14 protein-coding genes and 1 pseudogene are annotated in these 14,386 nt (G+C 68.4%); 7 read left to right on the forward strand and 8 right to left on the reverse strand.

Going from position 1 to position 14,386, the window contains the following annotated elements:
- Nucleotides 1-64: 64 nt before the first annotated feature.
- A pseudogene (locus tag FFS08_RS10080) lies at nucleotides 65-286 on the forward strand (helix-hairpin-helix domain-containing protein); the annotation flags it as partial.
- On the opposite strand, the gene FFS08_RS10085 reads toward FFS08_RS10080, so the two are convergent.
- The 4 genes from FFS08_RS10085 to FFS08_RS10100 form a co-directional block, all read right to left on the reverse strand.
- On the reverse strand, nucleotides 283-792 hold the full coding sequence (locus FFS08_RS10085) for a hypothetical protein (protein WP_137865134.1): 510 nt from the start codon (nucleotides 790-792) through the stop codon (nucleotides 283-285). The pseudogene FFS08_RS10080 and the gene FFS08_RS10085 sit on opposite strands and share 4 nt — an antisense overlap.
- Nucleotides 789-2,096, reverse strand: a complete 1,308-nt coding sequence (locus FFS08_RS10090; protein WP_137865135.1) for a hemolysin family protein — start codon at nucleotides 2,094-2,096, stop codon at nucleotides 789-791. Before FFS08_RS10090 ends, FFS08_RS10085 begins: the two co-directional genes overlap by 4 nt.
- Nucleotides 2,097-2,169: 73 nt before the next feature.
- Nucleotides 2,170-2,601 carry a nucleoside deaminase gene (locus FFS08_RS10095; RefSeq protein WP_137865136.1) on the reverse strand — a complete coding sequence of 144 codons (432 nt, stop codon included), beginning with the start codon at nucleotides 2,599-2,601 and terminating at the stop codon, nucleotides 2,170-2,172.
- 300 nt (nucleotides 2,602-2,901) lie between these two features.
- Entirely contained in the window at nucleotides 2,902-3,198 is a 297-nt protein-coding gene (locus FFS08_RS10100; protein WP_137861594.1) for a hypothetical protein, read from the reverse strand.
- Nucleotides 3,199-3,371: 173 nt separating this feature from the next.
- On the opposite strand from FFS08_RS10100, the gene rpmB reads away from it, so the two are divergent.
- A complete protein-coding gene (gene rpmB, locus FFS08_RS10105) occupies nucleotides 3,372-3,668 on the forward strand; it encodes a 50S ribosomal protein L28 (RefSeq protein ID WP_086127409.1) in 297 nt (98 codons plus the stop codon).
- Nucleotides 3,669-4,207: 539 nt separating this feature from the next.
- On the opposite strand, the gene FFS08_RS10110 is transcribed toward rpmB, so the two are convergent.
- The 4 genes from FFS08_RS10110 to FFS08_RS10125 form a co-directional block, all read right to left on the reverse strand.
- Complete coding sequence (locus FFS08_RS10110; protein ID WP_137861595.1) at nucleotides 4,208-5,209, reverse strand: esterase-like activity of phytase family protein; 1,002 nt, start codon at nucleotides 5,207-5,209, stop codon at nucleotides 4,208-4,210.
- 187 nt (nucleotides 5,210-5,396) lie between these two features.
- A complete protein-coding gene (gene phbB, locus FFS08_RS10115) occupies nucleotides 5,397-6,119 on the reverse strand; it encodes an acetoacetyl-CoA reductase (protein WP_137861596.1) in 723 nt (240 codons plus the stop codon).
- A 32-nt stretch (nucleotides 6,120-6,151) separates the two neighbouring features.
- Nucleotides 6,152-7,162, reverse strand: a complete 1,011-nt coding sequence (gene hemH, locus FFS08_RS10120; protein WP_137861597.1) for a ferrochelatase — start codon at nucleotides 7,160-7,162, stop codon at nucleotides 6,152-6,154.
- Nucleotides 7,159-9,399 carry a xanthine dehydrogenase family protein molybdopterin-binding subunit gene (locus FFS08_RS10125; RefSeq protein ID WP_137861598.1) on the reverse strand — a complete coding sequence of 747 codons (2,241 nt, stop codon included), beginning with the start codon at nucleotides 9,397-9,399 and terminating at the stop codon, nucleotides 7,159-7,161. Before FFS08_RS10125 ends, hemH begins: the two co-directional genes overlap by 4 nt.
- Nucleotides 9,400-9,562: 163 nt before the next feature.
- Between FFS08_RS10125 and lgt the strand changes: the two genes are divergently transcribed.
- The 5 genes from lgt (at nucleotide 9,563) to FFS08_RS10150 (ending at nucleotide 14,302) form a co-directional block, all read left to right on the forward strand.
- Nucleotides 9,563-10,429 carry a prolipoprotein diacylglyceryl transferase gene (gene lgt, locus FFS08_RS10130; protein WP_502702021.1) on the forward strand — a complete coding sequence of 289 codons (867 nt, stop codon included), beginning with the start codon at nucleotides 9,563-9,565 and terminating at the stop codon, nucleotides 10,427-10,429.
- Between the two features lie 92 nt (nucleotides 10,430-10,521).
- On the forward strand, nucleotides 10,522-11,526 hold the full coding sequence (locus FFS08_RS10135) for a class I SAM-dependent methyltransferase (RefSeq protein WP_137861600.1): 1,005 nt from the start codon (nucleotides 10,522-10,524) through the stop codon (nucleotides 11,524-11,526).
- A complete protein-coding gene (locus tag FFS08_RS10140) occupies nucleotides 11,523-12,026 on the forward strand; it encodes a GNAT family N-acetyltransferase (RefSeq protein WP_137861601.1) in 504 nt (167 codons plus the stop codon). The genes FFS08_RS10135 and FFS08_RS10140 overlap by 4 nt, the downstream gene beginning before the upstream one ends.
- Complete coding sequence (gene pgeF / locus FFS08_RS10145; protein ID WP_137861602.1) at nucleotides 12,023-12,787, forward strand: peptidoglycan editing factor PgeF; 765 nt, start codon at nucleotides 12,023-12,025, stop codon at nucleotides 12,785-12,787. Before FFS08_RS10140 ends, pgeF begins: the two co-directional genes overlap by 4 nt.
- Nucleotides 12,788-12,991: 204 nt before the next feature.
- Complete coding sequence (locus tag FFS08_RS10150) at nucleotides 12,992-14,302, forward strand: cystathionine gamma-synthase family protein (RefSeq protein WP_137861603.1); 1,311 nt, start codon at nucleotides 12,992-12,994, stop codon at nucleotides 14,300-14,302.
- Nucleotides 14,303-14,386 lie beyond the last annotated feature (84 nt).

A 14,386-nucleotide genomic window follows, 5' to 3' on the forward strand; every position in this document is an offset into this window, starting at 1 on the left:
ATCCGGGTGAGGTCGTCCGCGGCCGGAACCGGCACCGGCCGCCCCGGCCGCGGACGACCTCACCCGGATGAAGGGCGTCGGTCCGCGCCTGGCCGAGCGGCTGGGCAGTGTCGGCATCACCAGCTTCGCCCAGCTCGCCGCGCTCACGCCCCAGGAAGCCGATGCGCTCGACGCCAGGCTGGGCGATTTCCAGGGCCGCATCCACCGCGACCGCTGGATCGAGCAGGCGAGCTTCCTGGCAAAGGAAGACATTGCCGGCTTCGAGGGCGTGTTCGGGAAACTCTAGTCGAAGAGTTGCGGTGCCTGGGCGCGGACAGCTTCGATCAGTTCGCTGGGCCGGCGGTCCGCCAGCCAGGTATCGACTCCCAAATCTGCTCTATCGCCGTCCCGGCGGAGCGCCCGATTGGTCCGCAGGATATGGTCGAGGCCCCTACCCGGCGGAATGACGGCGTCCTTCGCCAGCCAGAGTTGCAGCCTGCCCTTCACCACCGCAGCCCGCGCAATGCTGCTCCACGGCAAGACGCCCTGATAGCAACGGGGCATCTGGATGCCCTCGGCATCGACGGAGAGGAGTTCGCCTCGGTAGGACAATATCCCGCCGATGCGAAAGGCTCCGTAGAGGAACATCAGCATGCAGCCTGTCGCCAAGAGCATCGCTGCCCAATCGACGGCACGAACCGGCCATTGCCAGATCATGAGCACCATCATCGAACCTGCCGCGGCCAGCATAAACAGCACATTGCCGATCACCTTACGCCGCGAGATGAGCGCAACGAAGCGCGCGTCGCTCACCGCTCCGCCCGCTGGACCAGCAGCTTGTCGATCTTGCGCCCGTCCAGGTCGACGATCTCGAAGCGCCAGCCCTGCTCGATGAAGCTGTCGCCCTCATTGGGCAGCCGCTTGAACACCGCCAGCGCCAGGCCGGCGACCGTGGCATAGTCGCGGTCCTCGTCGAGATCGAGGCCGAGCCGCTCGGCGAGCAGGTCCGCCGCCATCTGGCCCGAGACGAGCAGCGAGCCGTCCTCGCGCGTCACGATATTGGGATTGTCGCCGGGCTCCACGTCGGAAGCGAGCTCGCCCGCGATCGCGGCGAGCAGGTTGGCGGGCGTGACGATGCCTTCGAAATGGCCATATTCGTCGTGCACCAGCCCCATCGGCACCTCGGCGCGGCGCAGCGCGCCCAGCGCGTCCATCGCATCGACGGTATCCGGCAGGATCGGCGCCTCACGCATCAGCTTGCGCAGGTCGAGCGCCTCGCCGCGGAACAGCGCGGCAGCGATGTCGCGCGCCTGGACCACGCCGATCACCGTGTCGACCGATCCTTCGGCCACCGGCAGGCGCGTGTGGGGCGTGAGCAGCAGCGCCTCGCGGATGCCGTCGGCGTCCAGGTTCACATCGACCCAGTCGACCTCGGTGCGCGGCGTCATCACTTCGCGCACCGGCCGGTCGGCAAGGCGGACGACGCTGGAGATGATCGAGCGCTCATGCTCTTCGATCACGCCCGACTTGCTCGCCTCGGCGACGAGCAGATGCAACTCCTCGGCGGTGACTCGGTTCTCCGATTCGCGGTTGAGGCCGATCAGGCGGAAGATCAGCCGCGTGGTCGAATCGAGCAGCCAGACCAGCGGCGCGGTCGCCCGGCTGGTCCATAGCAGCGGCACCGCGACCAGCACCGCGATCGGCTCGGGCGAGCGCAGCGCGAACTGCTTGGGCACCAACTCGCCTGCGACCAGCGAGGCGAAGGTGGTGAGGCCGATCACGATCGAGATGCCGAGCGTATGGGCAAGCTCGTCGCCCACGCCGAGCAACGCGATGCGCTGCGCCGTCGGCTCGCCCAGGCTGGCGCCCGAATAAGCGCCGGCGACGATGCCGATCAGCGTGATGCCGATCTGCACGGTGGAGAGGAACTTGCCCGGATCGGCCGCGAGCTGGATCGCGGTGCGCGCGCCGGCGCCGTTGCGCCCGGCACGCGCCATCGCCTCCAGCCGCGCCGTGCGCGACGATACGATCGCGAGTTCGGACATCGAAAAAAGGCCGTTCAGAACGATCAGCGCGAAGATGATCGCTACGTCTATCCAGGGGAAAGGCGCCAACATGATGTGGGGCCCTCATATCCGCAGATGGTGCCGCGCGGCAACCGGCGTTGCATCCGCGCAATGAAACGTAAGACTAACCGCGCCGTTCGCGGAAGAAATCGCGCAATATTTCTCCCGCCTCGGCCTCGCCGATGCCGGGATAGAGTTCGGGGCGGTGGTGGCAGGTCGGCTGGGCGAAGAAGCGGGGGCCATGCTCCACGGCACCGCCCTTGGGATCGCCGGCGCCGTAATAGACGCGCGCGATCCGGGCATGCGCGATCGCCCCGGCGCACATCGCGCAGGGCTCGAGCGTCACCCAGAGGTCGCAATCCTCCAGCCGCTCGCGCCCCAGCTGCTCCGCCGCCGCGCGAATCACCCGTATCTCGGCATGGGCGGTGGGGTCGCGGAGCGTACGCGGGGCATTGGCCGCCGTGGCGATCACCTTGCCTTCGCACACCAGCACGGCGCCGACCGGCACCTCGCCCGCCTCGGCCGCCGCACGGGCGGCATCGAGCGCCAGGCGCATCGGTTCGGGGAGCGGGAACATCGGGATCAGGTAGCCGAGCCGGACTTCCCCGTCACCCCGGCCCGTCACCCCGGCCCGCCACTCCGGCCCATCGCCCCGGCCCGGCCCGGCCCGGCACTGTGGTGCCCGCACGGTGCCGGGATGACGATCCAAGCAGGCAAGGGCTCGACGGGCTGCGCCTTCGGATCATGGAGCACCCTCCATAGCGGGATGGCACCGCCGGGGAAGAACCCCAGCGCCGCCGTCCCGCAGGCGATCCGGAAATCGCGCCCCGGCCCGCCAGGCCCGGGGGCGCATCCGCTATTTCGCGGCGGGCGTCGGCGTCGGAGTGGCGCCGGCCTGCTTCACTTCGATGGTGGGCAAGGTGACGGTGGTATTCTTCATCTCGACCGTCGGCACCGCGACGGTCGTATTGGTCGATCCGATCCCCACCGATCCCGTTTCGGCCTTGAATTTGGGCAGCTGGCCGCCCTTGGCGTCGAAGGTGATCGTCGGCATCGTCGCACCCTGCTGCTGCTCGATGCGCAGCATGCCGACCGACATGAGCACCACCACGGCAAGCGCGATCAGGCCAATAAGCACGAGAATTCCACGCATCGCTTCATCTCCCCAATTGAATCGGTTGCGTAATCAACGCCGCATCAACCATGGTGGTTGCGTCGGCACAAGGCGTTTCTTCGGGCGAATCGGTTGACGCACCGTCCCATTACGGCTATCGGCGCCACCTTTCCGGCCCCAGTTCGCTGAGGCTCAAACCAGGATATCAAGCGATGTCGCGCATTTGCGAGCTGACCGGCAAGGGCCGGCAGGTGGGTAACAACGTTTCCCACGCCAACAACAAGACCAAGCGTACGTTCCTGCCGAACCTGCAGAACGTCACGCTGATCAGCGATGCGCTGGGCCGCAGCGTGCGCCTGCGCGTCTCGACCCACGGCCTGCGTTCGGTCGAGCACAATGGCGGCCTCGACAACTGGCTGCTCAAGACCAGCGACGACGATCTGTCGCTGCGCGCCCGCCGCCTGAAGCGCGAAGTGCGCAAGGCGTCGGCCGAGAAGACCGCGGCCTAACAGCCCGTTTCTTCGACGGCTCCATGCGAGCCCGTTCTCTGCACCGGAGGGCGGGCTTTTCGCATGTGGATGCATCGAGTGGCGTCATGTTAGGTTGTAGCGATGCGGCCGCATGCTTTCCTGGTCCATCTTGTCGCGTTGCCCGCTCTTGGAGCGTGCTCCGCATCGTATCCCGACGCGTACCGAGGACGTGACGGGAAGGCGGAGGCGCTAGCAGATTACCAGCACGGCGCGCTCCTGAAGATCTATTCCCATATCTTCAACGGCTTCGTGCCCGGCTCAAGGAGTCCGGGCCTGACGGAATGCTCGCCGTCAGCGAGCGATGGCGGGCATCCGCGCAGCCGATTCGTCTTCATCCCCGAAGCAGCCTTCCAGGAAGGAGCCCCGACGACGCCCGCTCAGGATGCATCGGCAGCGTCCGCGATTCGCTTCGCTCGGGACTACAACATGACCACGCTAAGGTTGCGCAAGCGCGAGGTTCAGGCACTGTGCCCCCGAGTCCGGCCCGAGATATAGGCACCGGCTTCCGCGCTCACACTTCAGCGCTTCCTGAACTCGATCCGGAACTTGAGCAGCAGCGACCATTCCCAGAATTCCTGGTTGTCGTCCGACGCGATCCACAGAATCGTGTCCTCGCCCTCACGCGTGATCGCCAGCGCCTCGTAATTGTCGTGGATCAGCGGGGCAGCGAGCGCCGCAATCTCCGTGCCGCGCACCACGGCGCCTGGGCGGAAATCCTTCGGATCCACCAGGGTCAGCCGCACCGTGAACAGGCCCGGCACCGCGAAGCGCCGGTTGAGCACGATCAGCCGCCCGTCCGGCAACTGGACGGCATCGCTCGGATCATAGCGCTCGTCAGGCGGCATATAGACGAATCGGATCGGCTCGACACCGGGCGCCGTAGGATCGCCCGGGAAGAGCAGGGCTTCGCGGCCGATCCGGCTCCCCCTGGGCCGCGACGTTTCGCCAATCGCCACGAACCGGCCGTCGCGCAGCCGCACCATCGATTCGGGCCCGCCATTTTCGGACCAGTCGCGCATCGCCGCCGGCTCCACGCTTCGTTCCGCGCGGGTCAGCCCGTCATCATAGCGCCAGATCGCGTTGTAGCGCTCGAAACCCACCCAGATCTGCCCGGTGGCCGGATCGCTCGTCATCGATTCCGAATCGCGGTCCGATTTCAGCCAGCCGGTGCCGGGGCCATCGGGCAAGTCACCGAACACCAGCTCGCGCGGCACCCAGTCGGCGCCCATCCGGAAACGGATGAAGGTACCGCCATCGCTGAGCAGCGTGAAGCGGTCGCCCTTGATCTGCATCGAGGAGAAGCCGCCAAAGGCGCGATCCGGGCTCCTCAGCCGGATGCCGCCCAGATATGTGAGCGCGCCCACTCGCGTCCGCCCGGGATCGCGCGCATCGAGCGGTACCCGCTCCACGGTCATGCGCGGCGGCCCGCCCCTCCATATATCGCGCCCGTCGCGCCCCGATGCGGAGAGCAACAGGATGAAACCGAGAGAGAACAGGGCAATCGCGAGGCGGAGCAGCATTGCGTCCGCTCATAGCGGCTGGCGGCGGAAGGACCAGCGCCTGAAAGATGAACGCCAGATGACCAGTCCGTTCAGAAGAAACTAAAGGGAACCGGGCTAGGACGTCGTTGGTTGTTCGAACAAGAGTTTCCCTCGCGTAGCGTATCGAGGGTTGGGGGCCGCCCTGAAAGGGGCGGCCCTCATCGCATCAGTACATGTGCTGGCCGCCGTTGATCGACAGCGTCGATCCGGTGACGAAGCCAGCCTCGTCCGAGCAGAGGAAGGCCACGCCGCGCGCGATCTCGTGCGCCTGGCCGAGTCGGCCGACCGGGATCTTCGCGACGATCTTCTCGAGGACTTCGGGCGGCACCGCGGCGACCATGTCGGTATCGATATAGCCGGGCGCGATCGCGTTCACCGTGACGCCGAAGCGCGCGCCTTCCTGCGACAATGCCTTGGTGAAGCCGTGGATGCCCGATTTGGCGGCGGCATAATTGACCTGGCCATATTGGCCCGCCTGGCCGTTGATCGAGCCGATGTTGACGATGCGGCCCCATTTGCGATCGCGCATGCCGGGGAACACCGCATGCGCCATGTTGAAGCAGCCGCCCAGGTTGATGCGGATCACATCCTCCCACATGTCGCGGCTCATCTTCAGGATCGTGCCGTCGCGCGTGATGCCGGCATTGTTGATCACGACGTCGACCGGGCCGAGCTCGGCTTCCACCTTCGCCACGCCTTCATGACAAGCGTCGTAATCGCCCACATCCCATTTGTACGCCGCGATGCCGGTGCGATCGGTGAAGGCGCGGGCCTTCTCCTCATTGCCCGCATAGTTGGCGGCGACGATCATTCCCGCATCCTGGAGCGCGAGGCTGATCGCCTCACCGATGCCGCGGGTGCCGCCCGTCACGATCGCTACGCGTGCCATGCTCTTCCTCTCCTTCGTGGTGCGCCGAAACGCTAGGCAGGCTCGATCCAGCCCGCAAGCTCCCCGCGCAAAATTGTGCGCAGCATCGCGATGCCGCCGGCGCTGTCGTTGAGACAGGGGAGATAGGCGAAGCGGGTTCCGCCTGCGGCGAGGAACGTCTCCCGCCCGCGAATCGCCAGTTCCTCCAGCGTCTCCAGACAGTCGGCCGAGAAGCCCGGCGCCACGATCGCAACCTTCCCGACGCCCTTGCCCGGCAGCGCGGCGAGCGTGGCGTCGGTGGCGGGCTCGAGCCATTTCGCCCGGCCGAAGCGCGACTGGAAGGTGACGACGAGTTCGCGCCCCAGCGCCTCGCCCAGCAGCCGCGCCGTCTTCCGGCACTGGCAATGATAGGGATCGCCGAGGTCGAGCGTCCGCTGCGGCATGCCGTGGAAGCTCGCCAGGATCGCATCGGGCTCGAAATCGAGCCGGGCGAGGCTCGCCTCCACCGACGCCTTGAGCGCGGCGATATAGGCGGGATGGTCGTGATAGGGCGGCAGCGTGCGGATCGCCGGCTGCCAGCGCATCTTCGCGAGCGCGGCGAAGGCTGCATCGTTGGCGGTGGCAGTCGTCGCCGCGCAATATTGCGGATAGAGCGGCGCGATCAGGATGCGCCGCACGCCCTCTGCCTGCATCGCGGTGAGCCGGTCCGCGATCCGCGGTTCGCCATAACGCATCGCCCAGTCGACGGAACTGCCTTCCCCAAATGCGCCCTGCAATGCCCTGGACTGCGCGGCCGTGATCGCGGCGAGCGGCGAGCCGTCCGCGCGCCACACCTGCCGATAGGCATGCGCCGATTTGCTCGGCCGGGTGCGCAGGATGATCCCGTGCAGGATCGGCTGCCAGACGAGCGACGGAATCTCCACCACGCGGCGATCGGACAGAAACTCGGCGAGGTAGCGCCGCACCGATGCCGGGTCGGGCGCGTTCGGCGTGCCGAGATTGACCAGCAGCACGCCGATCCGGTCGGGAGGAAACAGGGGCGGATGCCCGTCCGGAATGTTCATTCGACGTCCGAGAGCAGGGGCAGCACGCGGAAGCGCACGCCGCTCGCCGATTGCAGCGCATTGGCGATGGCGGGAGCGACCGGCGGCACGGCGAGCTCGCTCACCCCGCCCGGATCGGCGGCGTTGCGGATCAGCTCCACGGTGATGTCGGGCGCATCGGCCAGGGTCGGCAGGCCGAGTTCGGAAAGGTCGCGCACGTCCGCGACATTTTCGGTAAAGCCAGTCGATCCGGCAAGCGCCGCCGCCATCCCGAACAACAGCCCGCCCTCGATCTGCTGGGTGACCAGGTCCGGGTTCACCACTCTCCCGCAATCGACCGCGGCAACCAGCCGCTCGACCTTCACCTTGCGCCCGTCGAGCCGCGCCTCGGCCATCACCGCGACATAGGAGCCGCGAAAGGCGTGGCAGGCAATGCCCTGGCCGCTGCCCGGCTGGCCGCCCTGCCAGCCGCCCAGCTGGGCCGCCATCTGCAGGCACCGCGCCAGCCGCGTCTCGCCCCCCAGCATCGCCATGCGGAACGACACCGCATCCTGCTCGGCGGCATGGGCCAGCTCGTCCATGAAGCTCTCGACGAAGAAGCAGGTGTAGCTGTGGGCGCCCGAGCGCCAATAGCCGGTCGGCACGCCGATCGCGGCGACGTGGTGATCGACCGCGTAATTGGGAATGGCATAGAAGGGCTGCGCCCCCGCCACCGCCGAGGGATCCCCCTTGCCGGGCAGCGCGAGCGAAGCCTGCACCACCGGATCGCTGCCCAGCAGCCGGGTCGCCAACTCGCGGCCCGTCTCGGGCGCGGCGACCTTGGCGAGCAAGCCCGAGACCTGGCCCCGCTGGTTCAGCTTGCCGGTCAGCCGCCCGATCGCGGGCGGGCGATAGCGATCCTGGCGCATGTCCTCGCCGCGCGGCCAGGTGAGCTGCACCGGCCGGCCGATCCGCTCGGTGAGCAGCGCCGCCTGTTCGGCCACCCGATGCTCCAGTTTCGCTCCGAACGAGCCGCCCGCCATCGTCGCGTGCACGGTCACCGAGCTCTCGGAGATGCCGATCGCGCGCGCCGCCGCCGCCCGCGCCAGCCCCGGCGCCTGGGTCGGCAGCCAGAGCGACAGGTGCCCGTCCTGATAATTGGCCGTGCAGGTCATCGGCTCGAGCGCGGCATGGAGCGCCACGTCGACGCGATATTCGGCGGATACCACCTTCGCCCCGCGGAAATCCGCCGCCAGGTCGCCGGCCTCGTGGATCCGCGCACCATCGGCGTTCAGCGCGTCGCTCAGCGCCGAGGCGATCGAATCATTGTTGATCACTTCCTCGGGCGTCCTGAAGCGCGGGCGCATCGCATCGATCGCCCGCTCCGCCGCCCAGCCATTGTTGGCGATCGTCGCGACCCAGTCCCTGGTCGTGACGATGGAGAGCATGCCGGGGATCTTGTTCGCCGCCGCCCGGTCAAGCTTCACCAGCTCGGTCTCGCCGATCGGGCCCATCCGGATCGAGGCGAACACCATGTTCGGCAGCCGCACGTCCGCCGCGTAGAGCAGGCTGCCGTCCACCTTGGCCGGCGCGTCGAGCCGGGGCAGCGGCTGGCCATAGAGCCGGTTCGCCTCGCCGGTGCGCAGCGGCACGTCGCCGGGCACGCGCTCGTCCGCCGCCTCTGCCGCCAGCGCGCCGAAGCCGAGCTTCGAGCTGCCGTGGATCACCTGGCCGCCTGCCGTGTCGCAGCTCTGCCACTCGGCGCCCCAGCGCCGCGCCGCCGCCTTGCACAGCAGCACCCGCGCGGTGGCACCGGCATGGCGCAGCTGGTCCTCGAAGCTGCGGATCGAAGTCGAGCAGCCGGTGAGCACCAGCCCGGTGCGCGCGGCATGGCTGCGCCGCAGCTGCTCGGGCAGCCCGCCCAGCGCCAGCTCGAACAGTTCCTCGGCCGCCAGCGGATTGGCATAGAGCGGGTTGAGCGGCGCCGGCTCCACGCCCACCAGCTTCCAGTCCGCGCCCAGCTCGTCGGCGATGATCTGCGGCATGGCGGTGAACACGCCCTGCCCTTCCTCGCATTGCGGCACCGCGACCGAGACGTGCCCGTCGGTGCCGATCTTGATCCAGGCGCCGAACAGGCTCTCGCCCGGCGCCGCGGTGAGATTGGGAAGATAGGTGCGCGGCCACACCGCCCAGGCGACGACCAGCCCCACGCCCACGCCGCCGCCGATCAGCAGCGTGCGCCGATCCAGCTTCTGGAGCCTGCCGAAATCGACCTTCATGGCACCGGCTCTATCGCGCGGCCGGAGCGGTGTCATCCCTGCCTTCGACGGGCGCGCGTCGCATGGCGGGCATCCCGGCTTTCGCGGGCATGGCGGAACGGGCCTCTTGGGTTTGCGGCGCGCCTGTTCTATCGGAACCGGATATCCGGAGGGACCCCCCGTGCTGATTTCCACCCTGGCCGCCGCCGCGGCCGACCATATCCAGTTCAAGGATCTCGGCCTCGACAAGGTCGCGCTCGATCTCGGCTTCTTCCAGATCAAATGGTATTCGCTGGCCTATATCGCCGGCATCCTGGTCGGCTGGTGGTATCTGCTCCGCCTGCTCCGCGTGCCCGGCGCGCCGATGAGCAAGCGCCATGCCGACGACCTCGTCTTCTACGCCACGCTCGGCATCATCCTGGGCGGGCGGCTCGGCTATGTCATCTTCTACGCGCCCGACATGTTCCTCAATCCGATCCGCATCCTCAAGCTGTGGGACGGGGGCATGTCGTTCCATGGCGGCGTGATCGGCACCACGCTGGCGATCATCCTGATGTGCCGCCGCCAGGGGCTCAACTGGCTGCGCGTGCACGATTACGTCGCCTGCTGCGCGCCGTTCGGCCTGTTCTTCGGCCGTCTCGCCAATTTCGTGAACGGTGAACTGTGGGGCAAGCCCGCGGACCTGCCCTGGGCGATCGTCTTCCCCGGCGCCGGCCCGCTGGCCCGCCACCCGAGCCAGCTCTACGAGGCCGGGCTCGAGGGCCTGCTCCTCTTCGCCATCCTCGCCTATGCCTTCTGGCGCACCAAGGCGCGCTACGAGCCGGGCAAGCTCGTCGGCATCTTCCTGCTCGGCTATGGCGCCTTCCGCTTCTTCGTCGAATATTTCCGCGAGCCCGACGCGCAGTTCGCAGGCACGATCTTCGAGCATGTGATCCACATGGGCCAGGTGCTGTGCCTGCCGATGATCGTCGGCGGCATCTATCTGATCGTCACCGCGAAGGGGCGGCGCCAACGAGTCGAACCGATCGCGGGCGTGGAGAGCGTGGCCTGAGCAACGGGAACCCCCTCGACGCGCCCGCCGGGGAGCGCGGTGCCAACGCCGCCGAGCCGCTGCTCGCCGAGCGGCTGGCCCGCGCCATAACCATGGCCGGGCCGATCCCGCTCTCGCAGTTCATGGGCGCCGCCAACGCGCATTATTATGCGACGCGCGATCCGCTGGGCGCCCGCGGCGACTTCACCACGGCGCCCGAAGTAAGCCAGATGTTCGGCGAGCTGATCGGCCTGTGGGTGGCCGACCTGTGGCAGCGCGCCGGCGAACCGCCGATCCGCTATGTCGAGCTGGGCCCGGGCCGCGGCACGCTCGCCGCCGATGCCCTGCGCGCCATGGCCAAGGCCGGGCTGGCGCCGCCGGTCGACCTGGTCGAGACCAGCCCCGTCCTGCGCGCCGCCCAGGCCGAGCGCGTGCCCGGCGCCGAATTCCATCTCGATCTGGTCGGTTTGCCCGACGACGCGCCGCTGGTCTTCGTCGCCAACGAATTCTTCGATGCGCTGCCGATCCGCCAGCTGATCGCCACCCAGGAGGGCTGGCGCGAGCGGCTCGTCGCCTGCCAGGACACGCTGTTCCTGCCGATCGCCGGCGACCGCAGCTTCGACATGATCATCCCGCGCGACTTCAAGGATGCGGCGCCCGGCTCGATCCTCGAGACGTCGCCGGCCAGCGTCGCCGTGCTGCGCCAGCTCGCCAAGCGGCTCACCGAGCAGGGCGGCGCGGCGCTTATAGTCGACTATGGCTATTCGGGCCCGGCGATCGGCGACACGCTGCAAGCGGTGAAGGGCCATGCCTATGCCAATCCCTTCGACGAGCCGGGCGAGGCGGACCTCACCGCCCATGTCGATTTCGCCACGCTTGCCGAAGCCGCGCGCGCCGAGGGCCTGGTCGTGCATGGCCCGGTGACGCAGGGCGCATTCCTGATGCGGCTCGGCATCGCCGAGCGCACTGCCGGCCTCTCGCTCGCCGCCCCCGATCGCGCCGGCCGGCTCGCCACCGATCGCGACCGGCTGACCGATCCCGATCAGATGGGCGAGCTGTTCAAGGTGATTGCGCTCACCGCGCCCGGCTGGCCGGCGCCCGCGGGGTTCGAGGGATGATCTACCGCGACGCCACGGCCGCCGACCTCCCGGCGATCGACGCGCTGTTCCGCGCGAGCTTCGTCGCGACCTTCGGCCATCTCTACCGGCCCGAGGATCTCGCCGCCTTCCTGGCCGGCTTCACGCCCGAAGCCTGGGCCGGGGAGCTGGCCACGCCCGACCTGCGCTTCCAGCTTGCCGAGGACGAGCAGGGGCTGGCCGGCTTCGCCAAGACCAGCGCACTGACGCTGCCGGCGGAAACCCAGGCCCGTACCCATGAGCTGCGCCAGCTCTATCTCGACGAGCGCGCCAAGGGCAGCGGCGCGGCGCAGACCTTGCTCGACTGGGCGCTGGACGAGGGCCGGGCGCGCGGCGCCGAGGAGATGTGGCTCTCGGTCTATGTCGACAATCACCGCGCCAGGCGGTTCTACGAGAAGAACGGGTTCGAGGACCGGGGCACCTATGCCTTCATGGTCGGCGAGCATGCCGATGAGGACCGGTTGATGAGGCGCAAGCTGTGAGTGAGGCAGAAGTTTTCCGCGCGCGGGCGCTGGCCGGGGTCGCGCACGGCTTTCTCGGCCGCCAGGGCGGCGTCTCGACCGGCGACATGGCCAGCCTCAACGTCGGGCTGGGCTCGCGCGACGATCCCGCGCTGATCGCCGAGAATCGCCGGCGTGCCGTGGCAGCGGTGCTCCCCGGCGCGCGCCTCGTCTCGGTGCATCAGGTCCATTCCGCGGACTGCATCACCGTGGTCGAGCCCTATGAGGATCGCCTGCGCCCCCATGCCGATGCGCTGGTCACCGATCGGCGGGGCCTGATACTCGGCATCCTCACCGCCGATTGCGCGCCGGTGCTGTTCGCCGACGCGAAGGCCGGCGTGGTCGGCGCCGCCCATGCCGGTTGGAAGGGCGCGATCGGCGGCGTCACCGATTCGACCGTCGCCGCGATGGAGACGCTGGGCGCCAGCCGCGACCGGATCGTCGCGGCGATCGGTCCCTGCATCGCCCGCGCCTCCTATGAAGTCGATGCCGGCTTCCTCGCCCGCTTCGCCGAAGCCGATCCCGATAACGAGCGCTTCTTCACCGAGGGGCGCCGCGAGGATCACTGGCAGTTCGACCTCGAAGCCTATGTCGCGCACCGGCTGGCCGCAGCGGGCGTCCGCACCGTCGAGATGCTCGGGCAGGACACTTATGCGCAGCCCGGGCATTTCTATTCCTATCGCCGCGCCACGCATCGCGGCGAGCCGGACTATGGGCGGCAGATCAGCCTGATCGGGCTATAGGGTCCCGCTCCCGGCGGGTGAGGGGGAACCGCCAAGGGCGGCGCGGGCAAGGGGACGAGAGTCCGCTCTTGCCGCGCGCGACGCGGAACATGCGGGCCGCCCGCATGCGCCGCGACTTTTGTGACTTTCCGCGGGTTTTGGGCTGCCCAACCGCCGGCAAATCGTTACAGCTGATACGAAATAGATTCCCATCGGAGAGCCTCCATGACCGACGAGACCGAAGCCGACCTGACCGGTGCCACGCCGCGGCGCCGCCCCAAGGCATCGGCCGACAGGATCGGCGAGCGCCAGCTCAAGCCGTCGACGATGATGATGGGGCACGGCTTCGACCCGATGCTCTCGGAAGGCTCGCTCAAGCCGCCGATCTTCCTCACCTCCACCTTCGTCTTTCCCAATGCCGCCGCCGGCAAGCGCCATTTCGAAGGCGTCACCGGCAAGCGCCCGGGCGGCGCCGAGGGCCTGGTCTATTCGCGCTTCAACGGCCCGAATCAGGAGATACTCGAGGATCGCCTGGGCGTGTGGGAAGGCGCGGAGGACGCGCTGGCCTTTTCCAGCGGCATGTCGGCGATCGCCACGCTCTTCCTGTCGATGGTCAAGCCCGGCGACACGATCGTCCATTCGGGCCCGCTCTATGCCGCGACCGAGACGCTGATCGCCCGCATCCTCGGCCGCTTCGGCGTGCACTGGCTCGATTTCCCGGCCGGCGCCAGCCGCGAGGAGATCGACGCGGTGCTGGGCAAGGCGGCGAGCGGAAACGTCGCGCTGATCTATCTCGAATCGCCGGCCAACCCCACCAACGCGCTGGTCGATGTCGAGGCCGTGGCCGCCAGCCGTGACGCGATCTTCAAGGGGCCGAACAAGCCGCCGATCGCGATCGACAACACGTTCCTCGGCCCGCTCTGGGCCCAGCCGCTCAAGCAGGGCGCCGACATCGTCGTCTATTCGCTGACCAAATATGCCGGCGGCCATTCGGACCTGGTGGCGGGCGGCGTGCTCGGCACGAAGGAGCACATCAACACGATCCGGCTGATGCGCAACACGATCGGCACGATCTGCGATCCCAACACCGCCTGGATGCTGCTCCGCAGCCTGGAGACGCTGGAGCTGCGCATGAGCCGCGCGGGCGAGAATGCGGCCAAGGTCTGCGCGTTCCTGCGCGCGCACCCCAAGGTCGAGCATGTCGGCTATCTCGGCTTCCTCGAGGAAGGATCGCGCCAGGCGGATATCTATCGGCGCCACTGCACGGGCGCGGGCTCGACCTTCTCGCTCTATCTCAAGGGCGGCGAGAAGGAGGCGTTCGCCTTTCTCGACAGCCTCAAGATCGCCAAGCTCGCCGTGTCGCTGGGCGGCACCGAGACGCTGGCCAGCCACCCCGCCGGCATGACGCACCTCTCGGTGCCCGATGCGCGCAAGCAGGCGCTGGGCATCACCGACAATCTCGTCCGCATCTCGATCGGCGTCGAGGATGCCGACGACCTGATCGCCGACTTCGACGAGGCGCTGAAGGCAGTCTAGCGCCGGGAAGCGATCGAGCCGGTACGGTTGCGTGCTTGATTGAGGTCAAGGGCCGGCGGGTATATCCTGCCGGTTCGAGGGGGA

The sequence above is a fragment of the Sphingomonas sp. 1F27F7B genome (assembly GCF_005503355.1).
Classification (GTDB): Bacteria; Pseudomonadota; Alphaproteobacteria; order Sphingomonadales; family Sphingomonadaceae; genus Sphingomonas.

Bases quoted from the DNA above. Each gene is read 5' to 3' on its own strand.
- FFS08_RS10135 (WP_137861600.1), top strand. From the start codon at position 10,522: ATGGCCGGGCCGATCCCGCTCTCGCAGTTCATGGGCGCCGCCAACGCG.
- rpmB (WP_086127409.1), top strand. From the start codon at position 3,372: ATGTCGCGCATTTGCGAGCTGACCGGCAAGGGCCGGCAGGTGGGTAAC.
- FFS08_RS10140 (WP_137861601.1), top strand. From the start codon at position 11,523: ATGATCTACCGCGACGCCACGGCCGCCGACCTCCCGGCGATCGACGCG.
- FFS08_RS10090 (WP_137865135.1), bottom strand. From the start codon at position 2,096: ATGTTGGCGCCTTTCCCCTGGATAGACGTAGCGATCATCTTCGCGCTG.
- phbB (WP_137861596.1), bottom strand. From the start codon at position 6,119: ATGGCACGCGTAGCGATCGTGACGGGCGGCACCCGCGGCATCGGTGAG.
- FFS08_RS10100 (WP_137861594.1), bottom strand. From the start codon at position 3,198: ATGCGTGGAATTCTCGTGCTTATTGGCCTGATCGCGCTTGCCGTGGTG.
- FFS08_RS10125 (WP_137861598.1), bottom strand. From the start codon at position 9,399: ATGAAGGTCGATTTCGGCAGGCTCCAGAAGCTGGATCGGCGCACGCTG.
- FFS08_RS10110 (WP_137861595.1), bottom strand. From the start codon at position 5,209: ATGCTGCTCCGCCTCGCGATTGCCCTGTTCTCTCTCGGTTTCATCCTG.
- FFS08_RS10095 (WP_137865136.1), bottom strand. From the start codon at position 2,601: ATGCGCCTGGCGCTCGATGCCGCCCGTGCGGCGGCCGAGGCGGGCGAG.
- hemH (WP_137861597.1), bottom strand. From the start codon at position 7,162: ATGAACATTCCGGACGGGCATCCGCCCCTGTTTCCTCCCGACCGGATC.
- FFS08_RS10150 (WP_137861603.1), top strand. From the start codon at position 12,992: ATGACCGACGAGACCGAAGCCGACCTGACCGGTGCCACGCCGCGGCGC.